The sequence below is a fragment of the Sphingobacterium sp. CZ-UAM genome (genome assembly GCF_002000245.1).
GTDB lineage: Bacteria > Bacteroidota > Bacteroidia > Sphingobacteriales > Sphingobacteriaceae > Sphingobacterium.
Map to the genome: position 1 here is coordinate 161,428 of NZ_MTCM01000004.1, position 26,583 is coordinate 188,010.

24 protein-coding genes and 1 other RNA gene are annotated in these 26,583 nt (G+C 42.6%); 14 read left to right on the plus strand and 11 right to left on the minus strand.

The genetic code is table 11. The features are described 5' to 3' along the window. Nucleotides 1-209: 209 nt before the first annotated feature. Nucleotides 210-1,082 carry a serine hydrolase gene (locus BWD42_RS16605; protein WP_077437521.1) on the plus strand — a complete coding sequence of 291 codons (873 nt, stop codon included), beginning with the start codon at nucleotides 210-212 and terminating at the stop codon, nucleotides 1,080-1,082. Between the two features lie 317 nt (nucleotides 1,083-1,399). Here BWD42_RS16605 and BWD42_RS16610 read toward each other — a convergent pair whose 3' ends face one another. The 4 genes from BWD42_RS16610 to BWD42_RS16625 all read right to left on the minus strand — a co-directional run bounded on the left by BWD42_RS16610 (nucleotide 1,400) and on the right by BWD42_RS16625 (nucleotide 5,946). Continuing rightward, nucleotides 1,400-1,909, minus strand: a complete 510-nt coding sequence (locus BWD42_RS16610) for a hypothetical protein (protein WP_077437522.1) — start codon at nucleotides 1,907-1,909, stop codon at nucleotides 1,400-1,402. 152 nt (nucleotides 1,910-2,061) lie between these two features. Then, nucleotides 2,062-2,949: a bifunctional 5,10-methylenetetrahydrofolate dehydrogenase/5,10-methenyltetrahydrofolate cyclohydrolase gene (locus BWD42_RS16615; RefSeq protein ID WP_077437523.1), complete on the minus strand. Its 888-nt coding sequence runs from the start codon at nucleotides 2,947-2,949 to the stop codon at nucleotides 2,062-2,064. Between the two features lie 68 nt (nucleotides 2,950-3,017). Further along, nucleotides 3,018-4,808, minus strand: coding sequence for a translation elongation factor 4 (gene lepA, locus BWD42_RS16620; protein WP_077437524.1), 1,791 nt, complete (start codon nucleotides 4,806-4,808; stop codon nucleotides 3,018-3,020). Between the two features lie 148 nt (nucleotides 4,809-4,956). Then, nucleotides 4,957-5,946: a cation diffusion facilitator family transporter gene (locus tag BWD42_RS16625; RefSeq protein ID WP_077437525.1), complete on the minus strand. Its 990-nt coding sequence runs from the start codon at nucleotides 5,944-5,946 to the stop codon at nucleotides 4,957-4,959. Between the two features lie 213 nt (nucleotides 5,947-6,159). On the opposite strand from BWD42_RS16625, the gene BWD42_RS16630 reads away from it, so the two are divergent. Beyond that, complete coding sequence (locus tag BWD42_RS16630) at nucleotides 6,160-7,365, plus strand: pyridoxal phosphate-dependent aminotransferase (RefSeq protein ID WP_254846258.1); 1,206 nt, start codon at nucleotides 6,160-6,162, stop codon at nucleotides 7,363-7,365. A 118-nt stretch (nucleotides 7,366-7,483) separates the two neighbouring features. Here BWD42_RS16630 and BWD42_RS16635 read toward each other — a convergent pair whose 3' ends face one another. Then, nucleotides 7,484-8,008 (minus strand): hypothetical protein, encoded by a 525-nt coding sequence (locus BWD42_RS16635; RefSeq protein ID WP_077437527.1) that lies wholly within the window; start codon nucleotides 8,006-8,008, stop codon nucleotides 7,484-7,486. A 95-nt stretch (nucleotides 8,009-8,103) separates the two neighbouring features. Between BWD42_RS16635 and BWD42_RS16640 the strand changes: the two genes are divergently transcribed. Both BWD42_RS16640 and ssrA read left to right on the plus strand, forming a co-directional pair. Then, nucleotides 8,104-10,134, plus strand: a complete 2,031-nt coding sequence (locus BWD42_RS16640) for a M3 family metallopeptidase (protein WP_077437528.1) — start codon at nucleotides 8,104-8,106, stop codon at nucleotides 10,132-10,134. 160 nt (nucleotides 10,135-10,294) lie between these two features. Continuing rightward, nucleotides 10,295-10,662: a transfer-messenger RNA gene (gene ssrA, locus BWD42_RS16645) on the plus strand. A 45-nt stretch (nucleotides 10,663-10,707) separates the two neighbouring features. Here ssrA and BWD42_RS16650 read toward each other — a convergent pair. Next, nucleotides 10,708-11,556: an AraC family transcriptional regulator gene (locus tag BWD42_RS16650; protein ID WP_077437529.1), complete on the minus strand. Its 849-nt coding sequence runs from the start codon at nucleotides 11,554-11,556 to the stop codon at nucleotides 10,708-10,710. A gap of 234 nt (nucleotides 11,557-11,790) precedes the next feature. Between BWD42_RS16650 and BWD42_RS16655 the strand changes: the two genes are divergently transcribed. The 4 genes from BWD42_RS16655 (at nucleotide 11,791) to BWD42_RS16670 (ending at nucleotide 16,339) form a co-directional block, all read left to right on the plus strand. After that, a complete protein-coding gene (locus BWD42_RS16655; RefSeq protein WP_077437530.1) occupies nucleotides 11,791-13,470 on the plus strand; it encodes a GMC oxidoreductase in 1,680 nt (559 codons plus the stop codon). A 4-nt stretch (nucleotides 13,471-13,474) separates the two neighbouring features. Further along, nucleotides 13,475-14,041, plus strand: coding sequence for a gluconate 2-dehydrogenase subunit 3 family protein (locus tag BWD42_RS16660; RefSeq protein WP_077437531.1), 567 nt, complete (start codon nucleotides 13,475-13,477; stop codon nucleotides 14,039-14,041). A 63-nt stretch (nucleotides 14,042-14,104) separates the two neighbouring features. Further along, nucleotides 14,105-15,166 (plus strand): sugar phosphate isomerase/epimerase family protein, encoded by a 1,062-nt coding sequence (locus BWD42_RS16665; RefSeq protein ID WP_077437532.1) that lies wholly within the window; start codon nucleotides 14,105-14,107, stop codon nucleotides 15,164-15,166. 21 nt (nucleotides 15,167-15,187) lie between these two features. After that, the gene (locus BWD42_RS16670; protein ID WP_077437533.1) at nucleotides 15,188-16,339 is read left to right on the plus strand and encodes a Gfo/Idh/MocA family protein; all 1,152 of its coding nucleotides are present in this window, start codon (nucleotides 15,188-15,190) and stop codon (nucleotides 16,337-16,339) included. Nucleotides 16,340-16,461: 122 nt separating this feature from the next. Here the strand turns inward: BWD42_RS16670 and BWD42_RS16675 are convergent, their stop codons facing one another. Both BWD42_RS16675 and BWD42_RS16680 read right to left on the minus strand, forming a co-directional pair. Next, on the minus strand, nucleotides 16,462-17,508 hold the full coding sequence (locus tag BWD42_RS16675) for a glycoside hydrolase family 18 protein (RefSeq protein WP_217700093.1): 1,047 nt from the start codon (nucleotides 17,506-17,508) through the stop codon (nucleotides 16,462-16,464). A gap of 100 nt (nucleotides 17,509-17,608) precedes the next feature. Beyond that, nucleotides 17,609-18,802: a DUF5009 domain-containing protein gene (locus BWD42_RS16680; RefSeq protein WP_077437535.1), complete on the minus strand. Its 1,194-nt coding sequence runs from the start codon at nucleotides 18,800-18,802 to the stop codon at nucleotides 17,609-17,611. A 317-nt stretch (nucleotides 18,803-19,119) separates the two neighbouring features. On the opposite strand from BWD42_RS16680, the gene BWD42_RS16685 reads away from it, so the two are divergent. Beyond that, nucleotides 19,120-19,635, plus strand: coding sequence for a GNAT family N-acetyltransferase (locus BWD42_RS16685; RefSeq protein ID WP_077437536.1), 516 nt, complete (start codon nucleotides 19,120-19,122; stop codon nucleotides 19,633-19,635). 164 nt (nucleotides 19,636-19,799) lie between these two features. On the opposite strand, the gene BWD42_RS16690 is transcribed toward BWD42_RS16685, so the two are convergent. Both BWD42_RS16690 and BWD42_RS16695 read right to left on the minus strand, forming a co-directional pair. Then, nucleotides 19,800-20,618 (minus strand): universal stress protein, encoded by an 819-nt coding sequence (locus BWD42_RS16690; RefSeq protein ID WP_077437537.1) that lies wholly within the window; start codon nucleotides 20,616-20,618, stop codon nucleotides 19,800-19,802. A 118-nt stretch (nucleotides 20,619-20,736) separates the two neighbouring features. Further along, entirely contained in the window at nucleotides 20,737-21,624 is an 888-nt protein-coding gene (locus tag BWD42_RS16695; RefSeq protein WP_077437538.1) for a sugar phosphate isomerase/epimerase family protein, read from the minus strand. Nucleotides 21,625-21,882: 258 nt separating this feature from the next. Between BWD42_RS16695 and BWD42_RS16700 the strand changes: the two genes are divergently transcribed. The 4 genes from BWD42_RS16700 (at nucleotide 21,883) to BWD42_RS16715 (ending at nucleotide 24,705) form a co-directional block, all read left to right on the plus strand. Then, complete coding sequence (locus BWD42_RS16700; RefSeq protein ID WP_077437539.1) at nucleotides 21,883-22,065, plus strand: hypothetical protein; 183 nt, start codon at nucleotides 21,883-21,885, stop codon at nucleotides 22,063-22,065. A 72-nt stretch (nucleotides 22,066-22,137) separates the two neighbouring features. Further along, entirely contained in the window at nucleotides 22,138-22,977 is an 840-nt protein-coding gene (locus BWD42_RS16705; protein WP_077437540.1) for a helix-turn-helix domain-containing protein, read from the plus strand. Nucleotides 22,978-23,048: 71 nt separating this feature from the next. Next, nucleotides 23,049-23,654 (plus strand): DUF417 family protein, encoded by a 606-nt coding sequence (locus BWD42_RS16710; RefSeq protein WP_077437541.1) that lies wholly within the window; start codon nucleotides 23,049-23,051, stop codon nucleotides 23,652-23,654. Between the two features lie 550 nt (nucleotides 23,655-24,204). Further along, nucleotides 24,205-24,705, plus strand: a complete 501-nt coding sequence (locus BWD42_RS16715; RefSeq protein WP_077437542.1) for a helix-turn-helix domain-containing protein — start codon at nucleotides 24,205-24,207, stop codon at nucleotides 24,703-24,705. On the opposite strand, the gene BWD42_RS16720 is transcribed toward BWD42_RS16715, so the two are convergent. Next, the gene (locus tag BWD42_RS16720; protein WP_077437543.1) at nucleotides 24,677-25,723 is read right to left on the minus strand and encodes a fatty acid desaturase; all 1,047 of its coding nucleotides are present in this window, start codon (nucleotides 25,721-25,723) and stop codon (nucleotides 24,677-24,679) included. The genes BWD42_RS16715 and BWD42_RS16720 overlap by 29 nt on opposite strands. Nucleotides 25,724-25,908: 185 nt before the next feature. Here BWD42_RS16720 and BWD42_RS16725 point away from each other — a divergent pair, with 185 nt between their 5' ends. Further along, a complete protein-coding gene (locus tag BWD42_RS16725) occupies nucleotides 25,909-26,403 on the plus strand; it encodes a hypothetical protein (RefSeq protein ID WP_077437544.1) in 495 nt (164 codons plus the stop codon). Nucleotides 26,404-26,583: the final 180 nt, after the last annotated feature.

The following is a 26,583-nucleotide window of genomic DNA, read 5'->3' on the forward strand; positions in this document are numbered from 1 at the left end:
AATAAGGCAATAGTTAAAAGCATTCATTTGCAATGGCTTTCATGAGCTCACTTCATGCGGCCTTCGGCGGTTCTAACGTTCCATGTGGAATATTCAGGCTATTTCAATTATAGTGTGCTTTCCAATCACGGATATTTTCATAACTTAAGCCCATTAAATAATAAAAATAACGATTATTCATCACATTTAATACAGATAAAAGCCTGATTATGAGTAAAATTTTCCTATCATTTACGTTACTATTCCTTTCTTTATGCTCTTTTGGACAAAAACGAAGTACAGATAAAAAGCTTGAAAAACAGATCAAACAGCTTATTCAGGGTTTTCAGGGCGAAGTAGGTATCTATGTACATGACCTCAAGAAACACAAAGAAGTTAACATCGGGGCCGACAGTATCTTTCCAACGGCAAGTGTTGTCAAGATCCCCATTTTAGTGGGTGTCTTCGATAAAATTGAAAAAGGGCAGTTACAATTGGACCAAGAGTATATCTATCGTGAAAGTCAAAAATATGGTGGTTCGGGACTGATGCAATTTTTTAAGGACAGCAGCAAGGTGGACCTTAAAACCCTGATTGCTCTCATGCTCTCCTATAGCGACAATGTCACCAGCATTTGGAACCAAAAGCTCGCTGGCGGCGGAATAGCCATCAACAGATTGATGGCCGACCTTCAATTAACCCATACCCGTGTCAACTCACAGACAGAAGGAAGAAAAGCCGATTGGGAAAAGTATGGCTGGGGACAGACCACGCCCAAAGAGATGGCCGATCTCCTGACCTTGATCCGTCAGGGAAAAGTAGTTTCAGCAAAATCCGCTGACCGGATGTACCGTTTTCTGGGGAATATGTTCTACGACGAAAGGGGGCTTTCCCAGATTCCTGCCACCGTCAAATCGGCATCCAAAACCGGATCCCTGGACGATGTCCGCAATGAAGTCATCTTGGTCAATGCCTCAAAAGGCGACTATGTATTCAGTATATTCACCAAAAACAACCAGGACAAGAGCTGGGGTAAAACCAATGCAGCGGAAGTGTTAACACGTGATCTCTCTAAATTACTATGGGATTACTTCAACAGGTAAAATTTCGGCCTGCCTGCATTTAACTGCTATCTCCCGGACTACGGTAATATCATTTGTCAATGTTAAATTGTATCCAAAAGAGGGCATGCCTGGAGGCTCATTATTGTTGTCATTTCCATGCAGTTTATTGCATTCAACAATGTAAACACTTCTTAATGGCCTGGAATATCCTGCTGCAATATCGATCAAAGCCCGCTAGGACACCTCGGTGGTACAGCGGTAAAAATTCAAGCATGAATGTCTATCAATGCCGATCAAAGGAAATAAAAAAAACGGAGCTGTTTTAGTCTCCGTTTTTTTATTTTCAACTAAGCGAATTAGTTTTTCAGCGCTTCACCAACATTTTTGGCTTTCCGGCTGATGTCTTCACCTACTTTTTTAGTACCATCAGCAACATCTTTAGCAGCCTCTTTAGTGCCGTCAGCAACATCTTTCGCTACATCCTTCGTTTTATCAACAGCGGTATTCGCAGCATCTACCGTAGCATCTTTCGCATCATTTAACCCTTCTTTCACATCCTGACCAGCTTCACGCAATGCTGCTTTGGTTTTTTCCCAAGCTGTATTAGCCTCTTCGGAAGCAGCACGTGCTTTTTCTTCGGCAGCCTTGTCACCTTTGGCGATTGCTTCATCTAAAGCTTTCTTAGCTTCCTCTGCTTTCAGACGCGCGCTTTCTTCGGCATTCTTTAAATCTGCTATTGCTGCATCCACATGTTCACCTACTGTTTGCGCAGTATCTGTCGAGTCTGACGCTTTCTTGTCCGAATTATTGCAGGAAGACATTACCAATGCTCCTGCTACTACTGCTAAAAGTGCGATTTTTTTCATTAGAATAATTGTTTTTTAATGGCAAGAATTCATCAAGAATTTATATTTGTCCATTTTCGACGCCTATCAACTGCATGATGTTTTCTATGTAAGTTTGTAATTATATGATTAACTAATCTTCAATTTACAACTTCTATGCCAAATAGAAAAACTTACGGTTTCGGATAAATGGTTCCCTTCGCCGCTTCCAATGTATTTTTCAATAATCCGACGATGGTCATCAAGCCCACACCACCTGGTACCGGAGTGATCCAGGAAGCCTTTGGTGCTACATGCTCAAAGTCCACGTCACCATATAATTTAAATCCAGATTTAGTTTCTGTAGATGTTTCTCTATTGATTCCCACGTCAATCACTACAGCCCCCTCTTTGACCATATCTGCGGTAACAAAATTCTTCCGACCGATTGCAGCTACAACGATATCAGCACGTAATACCTCGGTTTTAAGATCTTTCGTACGGCTATGCGTCAATGTAACAGTACAGTTTCCAGGAGTGGCGTTACGAGCCAATAAGATGCTCATCGGCGAACCAACAATATTACTACGGCCTACGACCACAGCATGTTTGCCCGCTGTATCGATCTTGTAATAATCCAACATCAACATAATACCATAAGGTGTCGCTGGGATAAAACATGGAAGATTACGTTGCATGCGACCAAGGTTAACCGGGTGAAATCCATCCACATCTTTACGGTAATCTATCGCTTCGGTAATTTTGTCCGGATCAATGTGTTTGGGTAAGGGCAATTGCACGATCAGGCCATCGATAGAATCATCTTTATTGATTTCCTGAACCTTGGCGATCAATTCCTCTTCAGTGATTGTCTCATCATAGCGGATGTTTGTCGATTCAAAGCCGACCAATTGGCAATTACGCATTTTGCTCGCCACATAAGTCTCGCTACCACCGTCGTTACCGACCAGGATAGCTACCAAATGTGGTTTCCGACCCGTTTGAGTTGTAAATTCAGCCGCATCCAAAGCAATCTGCTCTTTAATTTTTTCGGAAACTAGTTTACCATCTAATAGATTCATGTTTAGGAGATTTGATTGTATTTAAAAGGAGCCCAAGAGCTCCTTTATTTTGTATAATTTAAATGTTATTAATCCAATTTCAATACCGCCATAAATGCAGATTGCGGAATTTCTACGTTCCCAACCTGACGCATGCGTTTTTTACCTTTTTTCTGTTTTTCCAACAATTTACGTTTACGCGAGATATCACCACCATAACATTTCGCAGTTACATCCTTACGCAAAGCGGAGATCGTCTCACGGGCGATAATTTTTGCGCCAATAGAGGCCTGTATACGAATCTCAAACTGTTGGCGTGGAAGAAGTTCCTTTAGTTTCTCACAGATTTTCTTACCAAAATCGTAGGCATTGCTGCGGTGGATCAAAGAAGACAGAGCATCCACAGGCTCATCATTCAATCGAATATCCAGTTTAACCAGATCCGAAGTACGGTAACCGATTTGGTGATAGTCAAACGAAGCGTAACCTTTGGAAATAGTTTTCAGCTTGTCATAGAAGTCAAATACGATTTCTCCCATTGGCATTTCAAAGACCAATTCCACACGATCCGAAGTCAGGTAATGCTGGTTCATGATCGTACCACGTTTTTGAATACACAAGGACATGATCGGCCCTACGAAATCCGATTTGGTAATGATATTCGCTTTGATATAAGGTTCTTCAATTGAATCCAATTTGCTTGGATCAGGTAAGTCCGAAGGGTTGTGTACGATTACTTCTTCCTTATCTTTCGTCATATACGCTTTGTAGGACACGTTGGGAACCGTAGTGATTACCGTCATGTCAAACTCTCTTTCCAGACGTTCCTGAATAATTTCCATGTGAAGCATTCCCAAGAAACCACAACGGAAACCAAAACCTAAAGCCGCTGAGGACTCTGGTTCAAAGACCAAAGAAGCGTCGTTCAACTGCAGACGGTGCATAGATTCACGTAGTTCCTCATAGTCTTCTGTATCTACCGGGTAGATACCGGCAAAGACCATTGGTTTCACTTCCTCAAACCCTTGGATTGCCTCGCCACAAGGGCGGTCTTTATGGGTAATGGTATCCCCTACCTTCACTTCACGTGCTTCCTTGATACCAGAAATAATATAGCCTACATCCCCTGTTTTAATAACCTCTTTTGGCACCTGATTAAGTTTCAATGTACCAATTTCGTCTGCAAAATACTCTTTACCCGTCGCTACGAATTTTACGCGATCCCCTTTGCGGATTTCGCCATTTTCAACTTTGAAATAAGCCATGATTCCGCGGAAAGAGTTAAATACAGAGTCAAAGATCAAAGCCTGTAACGGTGCATCTGCATCACCGACCGGATGAGGAATACGTTCAACAATGGCTTCCAGAATATCCGGAACTCCGAGACCGGTCTTCCCAGATGCAGGAATAATCGCATCACGGTCACCACCGATCAGGTCAACGATCTGGTCTTTCACCTCTTCGGGCATCGCTCCCGGGAGGTCCATCTTGTTTAAAATAGGGATAATCTCCAGGTCATGCTCCAACGCCAAATATAAATTTGAAATTGTCTGTGCCTGAATACCCTGCGATGCATCCACGATCAACAGCGCCCCTTCACAGGCGGCAATAGAACGGGATACCTCGTATGAAAAGTCAACGTGTCCGGGAGTATCAATCAGGTTCAAGATATATTCTTGACCATCTTTTTTATAATTCATTTGGATGGCGTGACTCTTGATCGTAATACCACGTTCACGTTCCAAATCCATATTATCAAGTAATTGTGCCTGTGCTTCGCGCTGACTGATGGTATTGGTATACTCTAAAAGGCGATCTGCCAAAGTACTTTTGCCATGGTCAATATGCGCAATAATACAGAAATTACGAATGTGCTTCATATAGGATTTTTAAACTCTTTTGCTAAAAGGCAAAGATACCTTTTTTTATACATATTTATAGAATCAAGTATATTTTTCATCAGTCGACTATAGCCTAATGAAAAGTTTCGCTATACACATGAGACACAAGCAGAAAGCATTTTCATTTTTAGTCCGCCACGGCATAGGAGAAATGCTTCTGATTGCGGGTTACCTTATCCATATCCCAAGCGATCTTACCTTTAAACTGTTCCGAACGGATTGGGCAGTCCGCCACCTGGCAATAACGGCAGCATTGCGGGAGACAAGGATCCGCATGGACAAAAAACTCGGTACGCACGGACATTTCCTTGTTGACAATCTTATCGACGGCCGAAATCTCATCATGAACTTTCACCAAATCCAGGTAATTTGGTAAAGTGAGGTGACAATCCACATGCAGTTCGTTGCCATAACGCTGCACCCGAAGATTATGTACATCAATCCATTCGGCCTTACGATTACGTTCCAAGATCGCTACTACATCCTTTACAAGCTCGGTATCGGATTCATCCATCAGTCCACCGATAGACTGCCGCAACAATTTGTAACCATTAAACAGGATAAAAAGTCCCAATATAATAGAGATCACCACGTCAATCCATTGAAACCCCGTGAATTTCATCAGCAACAAACCCAAGATTAAGCCTATGGTGCTGTAAGCATCCACCTGCAGGTGTTTACCATCCGCCACCAAGGTAATGGATCCCAGCGCACGTCCCCTTTTCATGATATAAAAACCTATCGCAAAGTTGATCAGCGAAGTGACACCAATCAGGTAGATTCCTTGTTCGAGATGCGTAATTGCTGCCGGGAAAAAGATATTGTAACAAGCTTTTGCCAAAATAATCGCACCAGCGATAAAGATCAGTCCCCCTTCAAGAAAAACAGAGAAGAACTCCACCTTACCATGCCCATACGGGTGATTTTCATCTTTCGGTTGTGCTGCAAGATAAATGCTATAGAAAGCGAAACCAGAGGCCACAACATTGACAATACTTTCGGCGGCATCCGTAAAGATCGCGCTTGAACCTGTTAAAAAATAGGCAACAAACTTAATCAGCATTAAGCCTATTCCCGTAAACAGCGATAATAAAACCAATCTTGTTTGTCTCGACATGACCTGTATTTTGTAGGGGCAAAGGTAAAGATATAACGTCAAATCAACTTGATTAGTTTTGCACATCACCTTCACAGCGGTGTCAATATTGATGTGCTAAATCGCATCAATCGCTTTTTGTTAGCAAAGCCCCAATAAAAACAGCCTTTTTCTTTGTAAATTTTCAAAAATAAAGACCATTATTTGCAACGTATATAATATCTTTGTCTTACCATGAGCACATCATCATACTTATCAGACAGGATAAATAATTTGTCCGAATCGGCTACACTTAAAATGACCAAGTTGGGCCGCGAATTAGCAGCAAAAGGCGTAAATGTAATCAGCCTTAGCGTAGGTGAACCTGATTTTAACACGCCTGAACATGTAAAAGATGCAGCAAAGAAGGCCTTGGATGAAAACTGGACACGTTATTCGCCAGTACCGGGATACCCTGAATTGCGTCAGGCGATCGTGAATAAATTGAAGACAGAGAACAATCTGGATTATGATATTTCGCAGATCGTTGTTTCAACAGGTGCGAAACAATCCTTGTCTAATGTGATCTTAACGTTGATCAATCCGGGTGATGAGGTGATTATTCCCACACCATACTGGGTGTCCTATTCAGAAATGGTCGTGTTAGCAGAGGGAAAATCAGTATTTATCAATACCGAGATCGACAACAACTTTAAGATTACCCCAGAGCAGTTGGAAGCGGCCATTACGCCAAAAACCAAATTGTTTATGTTCTCTTCACCAAACAATCCAACTGGAACAGTTTATAGTAAAGATGAACTAGCAGCATTGGCTAAAGTTTTTGAAAAACATCCACAGGTATTCATTCTATCTGATGAGATCTATGAGCACATCAACTTTGTAGATAAACACGAATCTATCGCGCAGTTTGACAGCATCAAGGATCGCGTTATTATCATCAATGGTTTCTCCAAAGCTTTTGCCATGACAGGCTGGCGTTTGGGTTATATTGCGGCCAACAAAACTATCGCGGCAGCAAATGATAAATTGCAGGGCCAGACAACATCAGGTACCTGCTCGATTTCGCAACGTGCGGGTATCGTCGCGTACGAACAAGGATTGGAATCGGTCAATAAAATGAAAGAGGCTTTTGCTCGTCGTCGTCAATTGGTTTACGATCTATTGAGTGATATCCCAGGTGTACGTACTAACCTTCCGGAAGGTGCTTTCTATTTCTTCCCAGAAATTTCATCCTTCTTTGGCAAGAAAGACCAAGATGGCAATATCATCAAAAACTCATCTGATCTAGCTTTATATTTATTGAATGTTGGTCACGTCGCTACTGTAGGTGGTGATTCTTTTGGTAATGACAACTACATTCGTTTATCTTATGCTGCATCAGACGAAAGTTTGATCGAAGCATTAAAGCGAATCAAAGAAGCATTAGGCAAATTAGCCTAATCAATACACAGCATACTGAATGAGCTATCCAAGAAAATTGGATAGCTCATTTTTTCATCAATCCCAGCTGTATCAATCCCGCTGTATTTTCCACAACGGTATATTCAAATACGTCTTTTTATTTGATATGCTCCATCACCTCGATGAATTTCTTACCCTTATTCTTCGGATCAAAAAGCATTTTTTCTACCTTATCCAGCTCAAGAGCCTCGAGATGAATAGGTAACAAACTCTTTTTCATCAACTTCAACATCTGATCCCAGTCCGCACGATTGATCTTGTGCTGAATCAACGCCATCATCTGTACGGCATTGCGGTATTCCTTACTTGTTTTCAGTTCCACCACCATATCCATCCAGTCGCCATAAGTGAAAAGCCTATTTTTTACCTTTTGCAATTGTAAGGCTTTCATCTTGACCATATCATAGCCCAGCAGCATCTCCGCAACGGAATCAATCTCCATGCAAGCAGCGATTTTAGCATAATCTTTTGGAAACTCCACCCGTGCATCGTCATCCAGCAGCTTACAAAATGAAGGTATCTCCTTTTTTAGGGAATCACAGTTCTGCTGCCCCTGAACAGCAGTCGTTATCAAGACAAGTACAATAGCGGATATCCACGAATAAAAAGATTCTAATTTCATGCATCGAAGATACCCATTTTTAGAAAATATCATCCCCAGCACATAATTTACATTGATTTTAGTGCTTCAGATAAATATTTATTACATTTACCTTTATGAGTATTTTAACAGAAAAATTCAAAACGAAGCATGATACCGCTCCGTTTTCACAGATAAAAAACGAAGATTATATCCCTGCATTTGACGCAGCGATCCAAAAAACAAAAGGTGAAGTTGACGCCATCGTCAACAATCCCGAAGCAGCTACATTTGACAATACCATTGCAGCGATGTCTTATTCCGGACAGACCTTAGATAGATTGTCCAGTATCTTTTTCAACCTGCATTCCGCGGAAACTAATGATGAACTGGAAAAGATCGCGCAGGACGTTGCCCCAAAATTATCCGCTTTAGGTAATGATATTACCTTAAACTTTGACCTGTTCAAACGTGTAAAAGCTGTCTACGATCAAAAAGATCAACTGACGCTTACAGCAGAGCAAACAACGTTATTGGAAAAATCATACAAGGATTTTGTTCGTAATGGAGCGTTGTTGAACGATGAGCAGAAAGAACAGTTGCGTGCAATTGATGCTGAACTATCGCTTTTAAAATTAAAATTCGGGGAGAATGTCCTTGCGGAAACCAATGCTTATCAACTGCTGGTTACTGAGGAAAAAGATCTGGCTGGACTTCCGGAGGGAGCCATTGAAGCTGCCTATGCATTGGCCAAAGCCAATGAAAAAGAAGGCTGGTTATTTACCCTGGATTTCCCAAGTTACCTTCCTTTCGTAACCTATGCCGACAACCGCGAATTGCGTCGGGAAATCACCTTGGCCGCAGGACGCAAGGCTTTTCAGGACAATGAATATAATAACATTGAAAACGTATTGAAAATCGTAAAACTACGCTTTGATCGCGCCAAATTATTAGGTTACGCAACACATGCAGACTTTGTGCTAGCGGAGCGTATGGCACAAAATCCGACGAAGGTAACCGAGTTTCTAAACGATCTGCTCGCAAAGGCGAAACCAGCCGCGCAGCGTGAATTTGCTGAATTAAGTGCTTTTGCTAAGAAACTGGACGGCATCGAACAGCTGGAGAAATGGGATGGAGCATACTATGCGGAAAAACTAAAACAAGAACGTTTTAATCTGGATGACGAGAAGCTTAAGCCCTATTTCAAGCTCGAAAATGTATTAAATGGTGCGTTTGAGGTTGCCCACCGTCTGTTTGGAATCAATTTCAAAGAAGTCAAGGATATAGAAACCTACCACGAAGAAGTACAGACCTTTGAAGTCACCAAAGATAATGGCGAATTGGTCGCTATCTTTTATGCCGATTTCTTTCCACGTAAAGGGAAACGAAATGGTGCCTGGATGACATCCTTCAAGCCACAGTATGTGCAAAATGGCAAACAAGAGCGTCCGCATGTATCTATCGTATGCAATTTCACCCGTCCAACAGCGACTAAGCCTTCCCTATTAACCTTTCAGGAGGTAACAACTCTATTTCACGAATTCGGTCATGCCCTACATGGCATGCTAGCTGACACGATTTATCCAACTTTATCCGGCACCTCTGTCTATTGGGATTTTGTTGAATTGCCAAGTCAGGTCATGGAAAACTGGTGCTACGAAAAAGAGGCGTTGGAATTGTTTGCCAAACATTATGAAACCGACGAAGTGATTCCCATGGAGCTGGTTGAAAAAATACGCGAAAGTGCATCTTTCCTGGAAGGAATGGCCACCATGCGCCAATTGAGCTTTGGTTTATTGGACATGGGCTGGCATGGACAGGACCCAAGCGCTATTGCTGATTTAAAAACATTCGAAGATGAACAATTCGCATCCACAAAATTGTATCCCGATGTAAAAGAGAATGCGATGAGTACAGCCTTCTCCCATATTTTTAATGGCGGTTATTCATCAGGCTACTACAGCTACAAGTGGGCCGAAGTACTGGATGCCGATGCGTTTGATTATTTCAAACAAAACGGTATTTTCAACGCCGATATTGCCCATAAATTTCAGGACAACATCTTATCCAAAGGCGGCACAGAACATCCAATGCTGCTCTATAAGCGCTTTAGAGGACAGGAACCGTCTGTTGAGCCTCTACTCAAACGGGCAGGCTTACTTAAATAAGCAGCATGCAACTTTTATAAAACCCCAGAAGATAAAATAGCTGGGGTTTTCTTATAGCCTATAAACAGGCTTAACAGCCTCGTTTCCCTCAATTTATCGGCTAGAAAGAACCTTCTGTTGATTTATTATCAAAAAAGTCGTATCTTTGTAAGACATAATTGGGGTTGACCGGAATTGACAGGATGGAGACGGTTATGTAAGCATGTAGTGCGTTGTTAGTAGAGCACTTTAATCTGAACTTTCAGAATTATAACTGGCGAAGAAAACTACGCCTTAGCTGCTTAAGTTAGACTTAACATAGCTATTTGTCCCGTTAGATCCTGTTCTTTGGTTTAACATTCGGGGCATCGAACAATAGAACTGGCAAGTGTGATGTTGCTAAGCACTTGTGAGAAACAGCAACTACGGCGTACGGTATAGGTAAGCGACTCACCTTCCCTCGCCCGACAATCAAAGAGAAGCTAAACATGTAGAAAGCGTATACAGTACCATGACTGGACGAGAGTTCGAATCTCTCCAGCTCCACTAGAAAAGCCATATTCAACATTGAGTATGGCTTTTCTTCTTAAACTGCTATCCCACGCGAAACTGCTTTCTATATTTTAAGGGCGACACCTTTGTCACCACCTTGAATTGTTTGCTAAAATGCGCCCAGCTATTATAGCCACTATTATAACAGATATCAAGAATAGGCCGGTCTGTATCGCGCAGCAGTTTACAGGCATGACCGATCCGGAGTTCCTTGATAAAATCAAAGTAGCTCTTTTTGATATTCTTTTTGAAAAAGCGGCAAAATGACGAAACGGACATATTCGTACCGGAGGCGACCTCCTCCAGTGAAATAGGATTTAAAAAATTCTTAAAGGAATAATCTATTATTGCTTCGATAACCATGTTTTCTTCTCTACCGGCGATGGTATCGAAAGCCATCGTAATCACCTTCTGCTCATCTGATGATCCAATCCGTTCCATACAGTTCAATAATAACTGAATCCGTTGGAGTCCCTCCGCATTTTCTATTTGCCGGATCATGCGATCAATTTCTTTCGAGAGATTGCCTATCAGCTGGATTCCTGTGCTGTCATTTTTCAGCAATCCGGCGATCACATGCATCTCGGGCAGCGCCAGAAATCCCGCGCCCCAAAAGTCTTTCAGGAAATGAACCACAATAGCACTTCCCATGGCATCCGGCTTGGATTTACGAAACCAATGCGGCAGATCCGACCCAAGAAAAAACACGTCCCCTTGCTTGTAATCGCCTATATAATCACCAATAAGTGCTGTCCCATTACCTTCTGTGATCAGGATCAGCTCACATTCGGGATGTCGATGCCAGGCCGTTTCAAAAGTCGGCGTTCTGTAAGTACGACAGGCAAAAGAATACTGTTCTTCAACATGTATTTTCTGGATCAGGGTTTTCATGATAAACTTGCTATTAGCGAATACATCTGCTATCTAAACACATAAGATACAATTATAAACCTAAAAAATAGCAAGATAGCATATTTTTTCACCCAAATAGCAGTTGAAAGATGCTTGAACGATCCAGTAAATTTATCTCACACTACAGAAATATGGTTTAAACTGTAGGCGGGTATGGCAATACCCTATAAACCCAATAACTAATTATGAACACAACTCCAATAACGATCAAGTATGGAAACGAATAGGTATGACGCTATTGTCGTAGGTTCGGGTATCAGTGGCGGATGGGCGGCAAAAGAGCTTTGCGAAAGAGGATTAAAAGTCCTCATGCTGGAGCGTGGCGGTCCTTATGAACATATTAAAGATTATACCTCTGCCCTGAAAAATCCTTGGGATCTTCCGCACCGGGGAAGAACTACGCTTGAACAGCAAAAAAAATATCCTATTATCCACCGTGGTTGGGCCGCATCTGAGGCAATAATGGATGGCTGGGTCAACGAAGAAGATTGTCCCTATACCGAATTGAAGCCATTTACCTGGTGGCGCAGCTACCGTATGGGCGGACGCTCCACCCTATGGGGCCGACAATCCTACAGACTGAGCCAGATGGATTTTGAAGCCAATGAACGTGACGGAATCGCAGTGCCCTGGCCCATTGGTTACAGGGATCTTGCCCCCTGGTATGATCATGTCGAAAAATTTGCAGGAATCAGCGGTTCAATAGAAAATATCCCGCATCTGCCAGATGGACATTTCCTTCCCCCCATGGAACTCAATTGTGTGGAAAAAGATGTGGCTAAACGCATCAAGCAAGTCTATGGCGGAAAACGTCATCTCATTATCGGCAGAACAGCGAATCTAACCGCCATGATCCCCGGCCGTACAAAATGTCAATTTAGAAACCGTTGCTGGGAAGGCTGTCCCTATGGAGGCTATTTCAGTACGCAATCTTCTACATTACCTGCGGCAATGAAGACCGGTAACCTCACTGTGCGCCCCTACTCTTTGGTTAAACAGGTATTATACGACAAGGATACCAAAAAGGCCACTGGCGTTGAGGTTTTAGATACCGAGACCAATCAAACCTATGCGTTCAAAAGTAAGGTGGTGTTTCTATGCGCATCATCCCTCAATAGCACCTGGATTCTATTTAACTCCGCCACGGATATCTGGCCCGAAGGTCTCGGTAGCAGTAGCGGAGAATTAGGCCATAATGTGATGGACCACCACTACAATATCGGCGCTTCGGGAACAATCGATGGCTTCGAAGACCGTTATGTATCCGGCCAAAGGGCCAATGGCTTTTACATCCCGCGATTCGTCAATATAGGTGAGGATAAAAGAGATTACCTGCGCGGTTTTGGCTATCAGGGCAGCGCAAGCAGGGAAGGCTGGGGCAGACATATCGCCGAACTGAATATCGGTGGCGATTTCAAAGATGCCATCAGTGAGCCCGGCCAATGGACCATCGGTGCCACAGCCTTTGGCGAGATGCTTCCCTATCATGAAAATAAAATCTCATTGGATAAAAACAAAAAGGACAAATGGGGCTTACCTGTATTATCAATGGATGCCGAACTGAAAGAAAATGAACTAAGGATGCGAAAGGACATGCTCGAAGAGACAAAAGCAATGCTCGCAGCCCTGGGAGTCAAAAATATTTCCGGCTGGGACAGCGGTCACGCTGTTGGCCACGGCATCCACGAAATGGGAACGGCAAGAATGGGACTCGATCCCAAATCTTCGGTGCTCAACAAGTGGAACCAAGTTTGGGACTGCCCCAATGTATTTGTCACAGATGGGGCCTGCATGACCTCTTCCGCATGCCAAAACCCCTCGTTGACCTATATGGCATTGACAGCGCGGGCCGTTGACTACGCCGTCAATGAATTGAAAAAAAACAATATTTAAGGCAATGGAAAGAAGAACACTTTTAAAGATGATTGCCCTGCTTACCGGAGGAGCAGTTATCGGCGGCAATGCCCTGCTGACTAGCTGTAATTCAAGCAAAACATCCGATCAAAAAAATCCCCTTGCTTTTGATCCGGAACAGGTAGCATTCTTAGATGAAGTCGCTGAGACCATACTTCCCACTACGCAAAAGAGCCCAGGTGCAAAGGCAGCCAAGGTCGGCGCTTTGATGACGGTTATCGTCAATGACTGCTATGAGTCTATGGATCAGCAAACCTTTTTAGAAGGCATCAATAAACTGGACGAAGCCTGCAACAAAATGCACCAACAGGGCTTCATGAAAGCCAGCCCCGAACAGCGGCTTGAATTATTGACTGCGATCAGTAAAGAAGCAAAAGATTTTATCGCAAAAAAAGGAGAATCCCACTATTTCACGATGTTTTATCAGCTGACCCTCTTGGGCTATTTCTCTTCCCAGATCGGTTACACCAAAGCGCGGCGCTATAATGTCGCTCCGGGCTGGTATAGTGGCGATGTACCCTATAAAAAAGGGGATAAATCCTGGGCTTAAACAACGAACAGAAAACTATAAGGTCGCCCCACGGGGTCACCTGTTTCACCAAAAAAAAGCTTTATGACAACAATTAAAGGACCGGCTATCTTTTTGGCACAATTTGCCGGCGACGACGCACCTTTCAATACACTGGACAGTATCTGTGCATGGGCAGCCTCCATCGGTTACAAGGGAATTCAGATACCCACTTGGGACGCGCGATTGATCAATCTACAGAAAGCCGCGGAAGACAAAGACTATGCACTCGAGCTTAAGGCCACCGTGCAATCCTATGGACTGGAGATCACCGAACTATCCACACATCTCCAAGGGCAGCTGATCGCCGTAAATCCTTCTTTTGACCCACTATTCGATGCATTCGCCCCACAAGAGCTGCATAATAAACCCAAAGAACGACAGCAATGGGCTGTACAACAGCTCCATTATGCGATCAAAGCCTCTCATCATTTAGGTTTGAAAGCCCTCGCAACCTTCAGCGGCGCATTTCTTTGGCCCTACGTATACCCCTGGCCACAACGGCCTGAGAATCTGATCGAAACAGGGTTCACTGAGCTTGCCAACATGTGGCTTCCCATACTGGATGTCTGCGAACAATACGATGTGGACCTCTGCTATGAGCTCCATCCGGGGGAAGACCTGCATGACGGCATCACCTTCGACATGTTCCTCGCAAAAGTCAATTATCATAAGCGGGCAAATATCCTGTACGATCCTTCACATTTTGTACTGCAATGCCTCGATTATCTACAGTTCATCGACATCTATCACGAACGTATCAAAATGTTCCATGTCAAGGATGCCGAATTCAACCCATCTGGCCGACAAGGGGTCTATGGTGGCTATCAGGACTGGCAGGCAAGAGCCGGCCGTTTTCGCTCGATTGGCGATGGGCAGGTGAATTTCAAAGCAATCTTCACCAAACTCACACAATATAACTTTCAGGGCTGGGCAGTCCTGGAGTGGGAATGTGCCTTTAAAAATTCTGAGGATGGGGCACGCGAGGGAGCCCAGCATATCAAGGAGTACATCATCCGGGTAAGTGACCAGGCATTTGACAATTTTGCTTCTGCCGGCAGCGACAATAACCTGAACCGCAAATTGATTGGTTTATCAGAGGAGTAATAGCCTAAAAATACAAGTAACATGGAAATCAGAAAAATCAGAATGGGCATGGTTGGCGGCGGCAAAAATGCATTTATCGGAGCCGTGCACCGTATGGCCGCAGGTATAGATGGACAGGTCGAATTATGTTGCGGAGCGCTAAGTTCCGATCCTGTCAAAGCAAAAGAATCCGGTCAATTACTTTCGCTCCCTGAAGATCGGATCTATAGGGATTTTCGGGAAATGATCCTACGCGAAAGTGAGTTACCGGCTGATCAACGGATGCATTTTGTAAGTATCGTAACCCCAAATGTAGCCCATTTCGAACCAGCGATGCTCGCCCTCGAACATGGTTTTCATGTGCTGCTCGAAAAGCCCATGACATTCAGCCTGAAAGAAGCGGAGTTATTAAAACAGAAAGTCAATGAAACGGGACTGCTGCTTTGCGTTACCTATACCTATTCGGCCTATCCCATGGTCAAACAGGCACGTCAGCTCGTGCGTGAAGGCGCGCTCGGTGACATTCGCAAAATTATGGTCGAATATCCACAGGGCTGGCTCAGCACCCTGATCGAGAACGAATCTCCCTTGGCCGCCTGGCGCACAGACCCCGCAAAAGGAGGCCTAAGTAGCTGTATGGGAGACATTGGCACACATGCAGCCCATTTAGTGGAATACATTTCAGGTTTAAAAATAACCAAGGTATGCGCCGATCTCCGAACAGTTGTTGCAGGGAGACGACTGGAAGATGACGGTAATGTATTGCTGGGATTTGAAAATGAAGCAACCGGCGTGCTCTCGGCCTCACAGGTAGCTGCTGGCGAAGAAAATGCGTTAAAAATCAGGATATACGGTGAAAAAGCCGGTTTGGAATGGAATCAGCAGGATCCCAACACGCTCTTACTGAAACCACTGAATGCGCCTGCCCAGCTGTTCCGTGCAGGACAACAGTATCTCAGCCCGCTCGCGCAACACAACAGCCGTCTACCCGCTGGACATCCAGAAGGGTATGTTGAAGCATTTGCCAATATCTATCGGAACTTTTCGGGCACAATTCTCGCGAAAATAAACGGTACTACCCCCTCCGAGGCCCTATTGGATTTTCCTACTGTGGAGGATGGAACGAGGGGTATGAAATTTATCGAAACCGTGATCGCTTCAGGACAGTCCAGTCAAAAATGGACAGTATTCTGACCGCTAGCAAAATAAGATAGACGGCTAAGAAGCTCCCCTAACCGGAATCACTGCTTGTCAATCAAATAACCTGACAGACAAACCAGTAATTCCGGTTTTTCATTGTATCCTTAGCGAATCTTTTATCTGATGATCCCTCGATATACCGCATCCCGTAATACTCCCCCTTCTGTATCACCGGCATATTCCCAGTACATCGCCCCCAGCAGGCCCAGCTCATGTACATAAGCACATTTCAGCGCAATGGATTCCGGTGTTTCAAAAGTCAGCACCAATGTTCCCTCGGCATTGACCAGGTAATGCGCCTTCGCTACATCATCCCATTTCTGTTCAAAGCCCTGCAAATTCAGGAGATCCTTATAGTCTATAAATCCCTTGATATCCGTTTTATTTCCCCGCCCATAAAACGGAATACCGAGCACCAGTTTTTCGGCAGGCATACCAGCAGCGATATGGGCTTTGACAGCTTCAGCACAGGTGGTACGCCCCGATAGCGCTGAACGATGCAAGCTTGCATGATGGTAGGGTGGATTTCCGGAATCATAAGTCATGATATTCACAAAATCCACATCGTTTTTAATCTGATCAAAGGCAATATATTGACCACTTGATACCGAAGCAAGTGTCAATAGCTTTTTCTTACCGATAGTTTTCCGGATATCCCGCATCAGCAGGGTGAAATGCTCCGTATCCGCCTCCCCTGCGGAAATACCCGCAGAAGAGTTGGTGGGGTATTCCCAATCGATATCGATGCCATCAAGTTTGAACTCTTTTACAACCCGTGCACAGTCTTTGGCAAATTTCTCCCGGTGAACGATATCGGCAGCCATTTCACTAAAACGACCACTCCCCCAGCCACCGATGGACAGCAGCACTTTCAAGTGCGGATGTTTCTTCTTTAGGTCAGTGATGCTTTTTAATCTTGTTTCATTATCAATACGAACGCCGTCGAAGCTATCGTTTACATGTCCAAAAGCATAGTTGATATGGGTCAAATACGCGGGATCCGGCATGACAGTTGACCAGGATGTCACATAAGCAATCACTACCTTATTATGTTTTTCTACCGCCCAGCTCCGTTGCGGACTGACGGCCATTAACCATAAGCTGATCACCATTAAGCAAACGTGTAGTAACCTGCGCGGATTTACAAGATTTTTAGGTTTCATATATATTATAATTTAGATAATAAACAGCACTGATTCTGAATCTATAAATGGATCCCCTGTTCAAGTTAACATGAAAAACAAGTAAGGACCTGGCTCCTGTTTAAAGTTTTAAATAGATATTTATCTTTTTCAATAAAATGGCATACCAGAGCATCACAAAAGCCCATACCAGCGAACCACCGACGGCCAGTAGCATATTGCCCGTTTGCTTGTAGAAAAACAAAGGAATCTGCAATCCCCAACAGATAAAATAAATTAAATCAGGTGCAAGATAAGTTGTCAAAGAATTTTTTCCAGCCTCTTCAAAGACAAATATTCCTATATGGTATTTCCGGATATCGATTATATAGTAAATAACAAGCAGTAAAAGCAGGCTAATACCACAACAGAGTAATGCCCAGCTTGGTGTGCCTTGAATCTTGGAGAATATAAACCAGGAGCGCAGTATAAATCCACCGCTCAACCATAGTAATCCAATAATCAGCATCCAAGGTAAAAGTAGTTTAGGTGTGGCAGCATACCGTTTGATCAAAATACCAATGATTGTCCCCGCCAATACAATACAAGGCACATTGCCCGACAACAGCACCCCAAGGTAGTCTCCGATGATCGGAATATGCAATTTGAGCGCTGTCTGTGACAGTATATTCAGCACGAGAAACAATAACCAAAAGCATACTACAAAAGGGAGCTTTCCCCGACTTAACAGAAATGTCGTGGCTGCAGCAAAATAGCCCCATCCGATCAATCCCAAGATTCCCCACCAACCGATCTCCAAGCCTTTGCCCCCAGCAGCTTTAAAGCAGTAAACCAGATAACAGATCCCCAAGACTCCGAGCAAACGCAGTCCTTTAAATAGAGCTTGATTGCCCAATGCTGTTGGATATTTATTCCAGATCAGAAACACACAAAGGTACAGGAGACCCAACCACAAAAAGCTGGACATACCCGTCAATGAAGCATCCACACGCCCACCGTTAAGAATCAAGACGCCTATAAGGATTAAACTTGCCGTGCGGGTAACCACATGCATATATATCAACCGGGTAGATTCCCCCAGCTTCTCACGGGCAGCCACTGCGTATGGCACAGCCATTCCGACCATAAAAAGAAATCCCGGAAACACCCAGTCTGCCAGCCCCATGCCATCGACATCAGCTTTGGTATGCAATAGCCATTGCGGGACACCAGGTGCGAATAGATCGTTGACAAATAACATCAGAAATAGCGTCATACCCCGCATGACATCCATTGAGCGGATTCGGATGGACTGTTTAGCTTGTTGTTGATCCATAATGATACGATAAAATCCAAAGAAATAATTGGTACAGCCCAAATATCCCGTAGAGCAATGCGGTTGGGAATTATTGAACTGCAGACATCGCTCCGCCTACATTTAGGTTTATAATTTCAGCAGACAGAATAGCTATTTGCCTTCCCTAAGATGAGTAAATTCTACCATATTCAGGAGAAATAATTGTTCAAATTAGTGTAATATTTGTTTTTATCACCTATTTCCTGAAATGTAAAACAAAAGAAAAACTTGATCAACATACAGCAACTATAAGGTAAAACCAATATTTTTGACCTAAGTTCTAAACAGCATATAACATGAGCCAGTTAAGATTTCGTGACGCTATACAAGAAGATTTACCTCGTATCGTAGCGATATACAATACCACCATTGCTTCCAGAATGGTCACTGCCGATACCAGTCCGGTAACGGTGGAAAGCAGACAGAAATGGTTTGACGAACATAGCCCGTCCAAGAGACCGCTATGGCTGGTAGAGGATCAGCATACTATTGTCGGCTGGGTCAGCTTCCAATCTTTTTACGGTCGTCCGGCATACGATGCTACGGTAGAAATAAGCATCTACCTGGATGAGCAGCAGCGTGGGCGCGGATTAGGCAAGCAAATTCTCCAATACTGTATAGAGAAAGCTCCAGGCCTGGGCGTACATACCTTATTGGGTTTTATCTTTGCGCACAACCTAACCAGCATCAGCCTATTTGAAAAAATGGGATTCCGGGAATGGGCGAACCTTCCCGATATTGCTACACTGGATGGTGTGGAACGAAGTTTAAAGATATTGGGGAAAAGAATAGACTCTACAGATCGCGAGTAACATTTATAGCTCGCACAATAAAATACCTTAATAGAAAAAGAAAGCCTGTCAAAATATATGGACAGGCTTTCATTTATTTTGAGCATAGCTATCAGAAAACAATGCTATCCTTCAGCATCTTTCACAACAATTTTGGAAGCGCTATAAAAATAGTGCAACCGGAGTTATATGGATATTGTCAACAAGGGCACATCGAGGCCAGAAGCCATCATGCGTGTTTTACTGCGATGTGTCAACGAGCTCCAGAAACCATATTTATAAGGGATCATGACCAAAAGGTCCGTCTGGCTTTCTTTGACTTCATCACGAATGGCCTTCACCACTTCATTTGACGTTACATGTTTATAGTAGTAGCTGACGATTCCCATCACATCGCTGATAGCTTCACGGGTTGCATTGCCTTTTTCTTCGTTAAGCTGTTCTACGGTTTTACGGATATTGAGTACTTCCAATACCGCGTTGAAGTCCGCCGCAAAATCTTTTACTTTTTCCAGGATCTCCTTTTGAACTCCACGAACAACGTCACAGGCGAATAAAATATGTTTAAGGCCGGTAAATTGTGCTCCCAATGGTACGGAGAGAATAGGAATTTTTAGTCTACTGATGGCTGCTGTCGTCGTATTGCCCAGCATATCCTGGTCAAATGACCGTTTTGCCATACCCATGACCAATAGATCGGCGCCTGTTTCCTGAATACATTTTGTCATCTGATCATAGAACAGCCCCGTAGCAAGGTAAGGGATGACCGGTACCCCTTTCTGTTGGGTGATAGCCTCTGCTTTATGTTGTAGAATCCTGTTTTGGTGTTCAAAGATTTTGAACATAGAATCGGGAGAAAGACGTGCATTCATCGCATGGATGGAAGGATTCTGAAGGGAAAATAAGATAATCTCATATTCCTTACCCACAAAAACTTCCATGATAAAACTCAAGGCATGTTCGGCCTCTTCCGCATAGTCTGTAGCAACAATAATCCGTTTCATATGATCCGATTTAATACGATTAAACAATTCCTTAATGATCCCATTAAGTTACCGAAAAATAATAAATCTATCAACCGGACAATTGTCTCAGCACCGTCAATTTTCTCCCGATTCAGGGCTATTTTGAATAGCTGGCTTTTACAAAGGGAGCCTTTTTGAGGTAGTCTATACTTTGCTCGAGCCCTGTGTAAATATCATTGCGTGTATCTTCCAATTCAACGAACAGATATTCAAGTCCACCTGCTTTGGTATTGTTAAAGATTGCATCAAATCCGACCATTCCACTTTGACCGATTTCGCGGTGATCTTTGATATGTAAGGCTTTAAATCTGCCTGCATACTTGTTGAAATAATCCACAGGGCTCACATCGCCGATGACAGCCCAGTAGACATCCATTTCAAAAAATACATTTTGGGGGTTGGTATGCTCCAACATGTAGTCGTACATCACCTGATCTTCCACCTTTTTAAATTCATGTGCGTGGTTGTGGTATCCATACAGAATTCCCTGTTGGCGGCATTTTGCACCCACGGCATCCAGGTAGCGGCATTGTGTTTCAAGGTCTTTGATCGTCTTGGGTACATCCATCCAAGGTGTCACAATATATTTCATACCGGCAGCTTTGTGGGCGGCGATACATTCATCCCACCATTTCAGGGATTCAGAGAAATCTCCGGATGCAAGTTCCTGCGGGGACAGTGTTTTTGTCGCGTGTGAAGACAACACCTTCATACCTGTCTTTTCCACTTTCGCTTTAAATTCCTGTGGGCTAAGGTTGTAGAATTTACCCGCTTTATAGCCCGCAGCTTCTACTCCTGTGTACCCCAGTGCAGCGATCTTTTGTAGAATTTGATCGAAATTCGGGTTCTTACTGATTTCTTCACGTACAGAGTATAACTGTAGGCCAATTTCTTTTTTTGCGGCTTTTTGTTGCGCAAAAGTCGGATTGATGGCCAATAGCATACAGCTCGCCATTAAAGATCCGATAAGTGTTCTTCTTTTCATGAGTTTTATTTATTCATAGACCTATCCAACACGAAAGCTATGGTAAACATTAGTTTACGGGCTGTTTAGGTTTATTCGTGTTAAGTGCAGCTGCAATGTATGCAAATCCGTTAAAAAACACAACGTTTTGCTTCTTTATTTATTCACATCGCTGCGATTCTCAGCCATAACGACGACCTTCGCTGAACCCGAAAATCGAACATTTTAAACGATTTGCTTCTCAAACTTGTTATAGGAGTAAAGACAACACTTAAAAAGATGGAAAATCAATTCAACACCCCGGAACATAGCCACGAGAAGCAGGAGGAGAAATTGCCTCCTGTAGCCGTTGAAGAAAAAGACGATGCACCTGCTGGCCGCAATATCAAACGAACGATTATTATTGCCGTTTGTGTGCTGATTGTATTTTATTTGATCTATTATTTTATGAGCGAGAGGTAGAATATAGAAATAGAGGTGATTGATGATTATATTATATGAGGCTCATCATTATAAATTTTGTATTTTACCGCTATGTCATCGTCACTTATCCAAGTTGGAATCCCAGAAATGCTGTCTGAAAGCTCGGAACTAACCGAACCTTTCTATTTCATTATATTAATGGAACAAGAACTTCATTTTTCAATAGATTTAGTACCTTACCGATCTGTTACGAAAAGTATTTTATTCCTGTCTCCTTTTCAGCTGTTTTCCATTAAAGAAAAGCTACCTGAACATACTCGGGTTTTAAAGTTTCATGGTGATTTCTATTGCATCGAGTATCATAAGGATGAGGTAGCTTGCAATGGTTTATTATTCAACAACATCTACCAGCAACCACATGTGGCGTTGACACAAGACGCATTTCAGGAAATTACTGCGATCATAGACAAAATAGATCATCTAAAATATTCGTCCGCTTCCTTTGATCAGGCTATTACAAAGACCTACCTCCAGCTTATCCTTGCCATTGCAAGTAAACAGAAAATATTGACCAATAAACTATCCTTGACAACCACATCACGTAAGGATCCTGTTGATGGTTTTGAGCAACTTTTGGAAAGTGAGTATAGAACCCATAAAAGTGTCGCTTTTTACGCAGAATACTACAATCTGAGTTCAGCTGCTTTTACAAAAAAAGTGAAACAAAGATGGGGTAAATCGCCCTCCACACTCATTCAGGAACGTATTGTACTCGAAAGTAAAAGACTTCTTCACTTGACCCCGAAGAGCATCAAAGAAATTGCAGCTGAACTACAGTATCTGGATGAGTTTTATTTCAGTAGATTTTTCAAAAAAATGACCGGCGTATCCCCAAAAATCTTTCGCGAACAGGTCGGACTATCTATTGTTGTCCAAAAGTCTATGTTATAACCCTATTTGTCCATGTTTTGAAGATCTAATCCTACCTAATTTTGCTTTATTCTTTAATCAAACAAAGCAAGATGGAAAAAATAGTAAACCTACTCGCCACAAGCCAAAACGGCCTGATCAATTTTGCCCGCATCGCGATATTTATCGTCATGGCCTGGATAGGTGGTTTAAAAGCGTATCAATACGAAGCGGATGGCATTGTTCCATTTGTCATCAATAGCCCTTTTATGAATTTCTTTTATCACAACACCGGAAAATATGCCGAGGATAAAAATGGAAAACTAGTTCCCGAATATCAGCTATTCAAAAACCCAGAAGGTCTGATGGTTAAGAAAAATATGAGCTGGCATCAACAAAATGGGACCTATACCTTCTCTTATCTACTAGGTTTCGTAATCGTCGTCATTGGTTCGATGACTTTGTTGGGAATCTGGTTTCCAAAAATAGGTTTATGGGGTGCCCTATTTACGATCGGAATGTCCATTGTGACCCTAACTTTTCTCATGACCACACCTGAGAGCTTTGTTCCAAAACTAGATGGTGATTTACCCTCACCAAACGTTGGCTTCCCCTACCTATCAGCAGCAGGTCGTTTGGTCATAAAAGATGTTATTATGCTAGCGACAGCCTTGCTCATTGCTTCCGATAGCGCAAAGCGTATACTTGCCAATAAATAATTCACTGTTTATCTGGGCGCCTATTGTGAAGAAAGAACACGACAAGCAGGGAGATTACAAGCACCATCAAAAGAGAAATAAGTGACTTACCGCAGCCCCAGCTGAAATTGACGGATTTGATGGAAAACCGGAGCTGGGCAAGTCTTTATGAAACAATAGTGTACATTTGTTGACTTTTTCAAGCAACTTGCCACAACCTCGGCTGAAATTGACGGATTTTGTGGAAAACCGAAGCTGGGCAAGTCGAGTTTTTCATTTGGCATGCACTAGATCAGGCCTAGCACAGGTAGATAGGGTCATTTTGCAATTTTTTAAACATATTGACAAAAACAAAATACAACATTAATAGACTATCAATAAAAGAACAAACATCTACAATTAAGATAAATACAAAATAATATCATTAAATAATATTCACAAAGAACAATTTAGATATAAAATATTCTTTTAAATCCATGTCATAACGAATTTAAAGAAAAAAAATATAATAGCAAATTTTCAAACAAAATAATATACAAATTTTTGCACAAATTGTTATTCAATTCGTTACATGACGGATTATAACAAACTTAAACTGGACTGGATTGGCTTACGCTTTCGTACAAGACGTAATGAACTGTATTATTCCTTGAGAGATGTGTCAAACCTGACAGGCATTTCAACAGGAACTTTAAATGGCATCGAAAAAGGTAGAGACCTCACCATGACCAACTTCCTGCTATTGTGCCATAGCCTTGAAATTCAACCCAGGGAATTTTTTCAGGACGACATCACGTTCAGCCCCCCATATTCCCTCTCCCCGGACGTACAAGAAAGAATTTCGATCAATAAGAAACTGGATCAACTGGTTTACCACTCCGATTTCTTTCATCAGCCCAAACGTGTTGCCGAAGTACTACATAAACTGGACGTCGATAAAAGTCATAGCAACAAGTTCTCGGTTTATCTATCCGCTTATTGCGAAGAAGGAACGCTTTCATACGAGCAACATGGCAATTACAAGGAGTACCGAAAAAGTGACTTTACTTTGAAAACTCCCGAAAACGGTTAGCCCTTTTGAAAGTACCCAGGTCATTGAACCGGACACCATACTTTCGCAGCACCGCCTGTGCTTTCTTACGGCCGATATGACGCACATAAAAAGTTTCATTGACGACAAAATGGTGGATACTGTGTGTCCAGCCAAAAAAGAAACAGAATAATTGCATCGGATAAGTCCACCAGATATTGAGCACCTGCGTCTGTTCGATCACATTTCCTTCCTCCACATCACCAAAATAATGCATGTTGGAGGTGATAAAATGTAGGCAGAACTGCCGCAGTAAATTAGGCAACAGGATCGTATAAATAATCACATGTAGACTTATCAACATGTTATCCACATAGTGTGGAAAACTAAAATCTATCACAGATCGTCCATTTAACCAGTCCATTAGCGCGTCCGCAAAAAAGAAATATAGGATAACGTGTGCAAAAATCGTCACGGGAACGATACTCAAGAACATAATCTGTTTTAATTTGGATGATGTCTCCACTTTCAGGTTTCCATTCTTCACTTCCCGATCCATATCACTAAACATACGATGCAGGCGCAACAGTCCTCCCAAAACAACATCCGGTGTTGTCAACAGCCGTTTGATTGTCCATCGTTCACCATTGGTTACGCTACGTTCCTCCACATCATGTAATGTTCCCGAAAATTTATGATGATGGTGATGTAAGGTACGCCGGATCCAGGGGTTTACGGTCAATGGGCGTAAGATCCAAACGCTAAAAAGCATAAAATGATGTACGGTTTTCTGCTTCTTAAAATATAGCCAGTGAATAAGATCATGCTCAATTTCATGCAGCACGCCCATAAAAAATGCATTCGCAACAATCATCAGCCAAGTCGGAACAACGGCTTTGTACCAACCGATCGACACCGCAACGATCGCAACAATGGCCACTAAGAAAATAACCAATCCAATACTGTTCTGAAGTTTTAATATCGGATACGCCCTTTTTAGCTGCTGATAGGACAGATTGATCTCCTTTCTGATCCGACTCGACTTTTCTTGATGTGTCAATGTAATGTGATTTTAAATACAAAAATACATTTTTTTTAACGTACATCACTGCCCTTTCCCTTTAGAATTAAGGATGACCCTAAACCCGGTATCAAACTAGGTATCAATTTTTTTCAACTAAAACTGTAACATAATTCGCTGCCACCATACTAATGTGGAAAATAAACAGATTAAACTGAACAGTTATGGAAAAGAGATCTATTTACAACTGGAAAAACAATTTCTTGGGAAATAAATCAAAGTTATATAAACAGGATAGCCTGATAGGTTCATTGGAATCCAATGACTGGACACTGGATGCCAATGTTTCTATCCGCTCGGATCAATATCGCTTTATCAATAAAGGACTTTTCAATCCATATACCGAAATACGAAATAAATACGGTGAACTGATCGGTGACATCGAATACAACAACTGGACAGGTGGGGCAACCATCAGTCTTGTTGACAGGAAATACAAATGGAGTACTCGTAATATGTGGCTGTCGTCCTGGAAAATCGAAGATGAACAGGGCGAACTAGTTGAAATCAATCCTTCTGTCATGGGCAATGGTGGCACAATAGAAAGTAAAGCGAATAATGAACTCTTGTTATCGATCAGTCTATATCTCCAAAAGAGAACTACCGTCATGTATTCGATGATTGCACTTATTCCAGTCTTCACCATACTCCTATTTTAACCAATCACTACAATAGTTATTACGATATCCTATAAAACAGGCGAAATGCCTGTTTTTTTTTGCGAGATCAGCAGGAGCCCCCTGTGCTTCTTCCACACAAAAGATGGGGAACAGCAAGGATTCAACTGGGGACTTTCTTGTAATTTAACAGGGACTTTATTCGGACATAATAGGGACCTC

Coding starts and splice junctions, on each gene's coding strand:
- BWD42_RS16605 (WP_077437521.1), top strand. CDS start 210: ATGAGTAAAATTTTCCTATCATTTACGTTACTATTCCTTTCTTTATGC.
- BWD42_RS16610 (WP_077437522.1), bottom strand. CDS start 1,909: ATGAAAAAAATCGCACTTTTAGCAGTAGTAGCAGGAGCATTGGTAATG.
- BWD42_RS16615 (WP_077437523.1), bottom strand. CDS start 2,949: ATGAATCTATTAGATGGTAAACTAGTTTCCGAAAAAATTAAAGAGCAG.
- lepA (WP_077437524.1), bottom strand. CDS start 4,808: ATGAAGCACATTCGTAATTTCTGTATTATTGCGCATATTGACCATGGC.
- BWD42_RS16625 (WP_077437525.1), bottom strand. CDS start 5,946: ATGTCGAGACAAACAAGATTGGTTTTATTATCGCTGTTTACGGGAATA.
- BWD42_RS16630 (WP_254846258.1), top strand. CDS start 6,160: ATGAGCACATCATCATACTTATCAGACAGGATAAATAATTTGTCCGAA.
- BWD42_RS16635 (WP_077437527.1), bottom strand. CDS start 8,008: ATGAAATTAGAATCTTTTTATTCGTGGATATCCGCTATTGTACTTGTC.
- BWD42_RS16640 (WP_077437528.1), top strand. CDS start 8,104: ATGAGTATTTTAACAGAAAAATTCAAAACGAAGCATGATACCGCTCCG.
- BWD42_RS16650 (WP_077437529.1), bottom strand. CDS start 11,556: ATGAAAACCCTGATCCAGAAAATACATGTTGAAGAACAGTATTCTTTT.
- BWD42_RS16655 (WP_077437530.1), top strand. CDS start 11,791: ATGGAAACGAATAGGTATGACGCTATTGTCGTAGGTTCGGGTATCAGT.
- BWD42_RS16660 (WP_077437531.1), top strand. CDS start 13,475: ATGGAAAGAAGAACACTTTTAAAGATGATTGCCCTGCTTACCGGAGGA.
- BWD42_RS16665 (WP_077437532.1), top strand. CDS start 14,105: ATGACAACAATTAAAGGACCGGCTATCTTTTTGGCACAATTTGCCGGC.
- BWD42_RS16670 (WP_077437533.1), top strand. CDS start 15,188: ATGGAAATCAGAAAAATCAGAATGGGCATGGTTGGCGGCGGCAAAAAT.
- BWD42_RS16675 (WP_217700093.1), bottom strand. CDS start 17,508: ATGAAACCTAAAAATCTTGTAAATCCGCGCAGGTTACTACACGTTTGC.
- BWD42_RS16680 (WP_077437535.1), bottom strand. CDS start 18,802: ATGGATCAACAACAAGCTAAACAGTCCATCCGAATCCGCTCAATGGAT.
- BWD42_RS16685 (WP_077437536.1), top strand. CDS start 19,120: ATGAGCCAGTTAAGATTTCGTGACGCTATACAAGAAGATTTACCTCGT.
- BWD42_RS16690 (WP_077437537.1), bottom strand. CDS start 20,618: ATGAAACGGATTATTGTTGCTACAGACTATGCGGAAGAGGCCGAACAT.
- BWD42_RS16695 (WP_077437538.1), bottom strand. CDS start 21,624: ATGAAAAGAAGAACACTTATCGGATCTTTAATGGCGAGCTGTATGCTA.
- BWD42_RS16700 (WP_077437539.1), top strand. CDS start 21,883: ATGGAAAATCAATTCAACACCCCGGAACATAGCCACGAGAAGCAGGAG.
- BWD42_RS16705 (WP_077437540.1), top strand. CDS start 22,138: ATGTCATCGTCACTTATCCAAGTTGGAATCCCAGAAATGCTGTCTGAA.
- BWD42_RS16710 (WP_077437541.1), top strand. CDS start 23,049: ATGGAAAAAATAGTAAACCTACTCGCCACAAGCCAAAACGGCCTGATC.
- BWD42_RS16715 (WP_077437542.1), top strand. CDS start 24,205: ATGACGGATTATAACAAACTTAAACTGGACTGGATTGGCTTACGCTTT.
- BWD42_RS16725 (WP_077437544.1), top strand. CDS start 25,909: ATGGAAAAGAGATCTATTTACAACTGGAAAAACAATTTCTTGGGAAAT.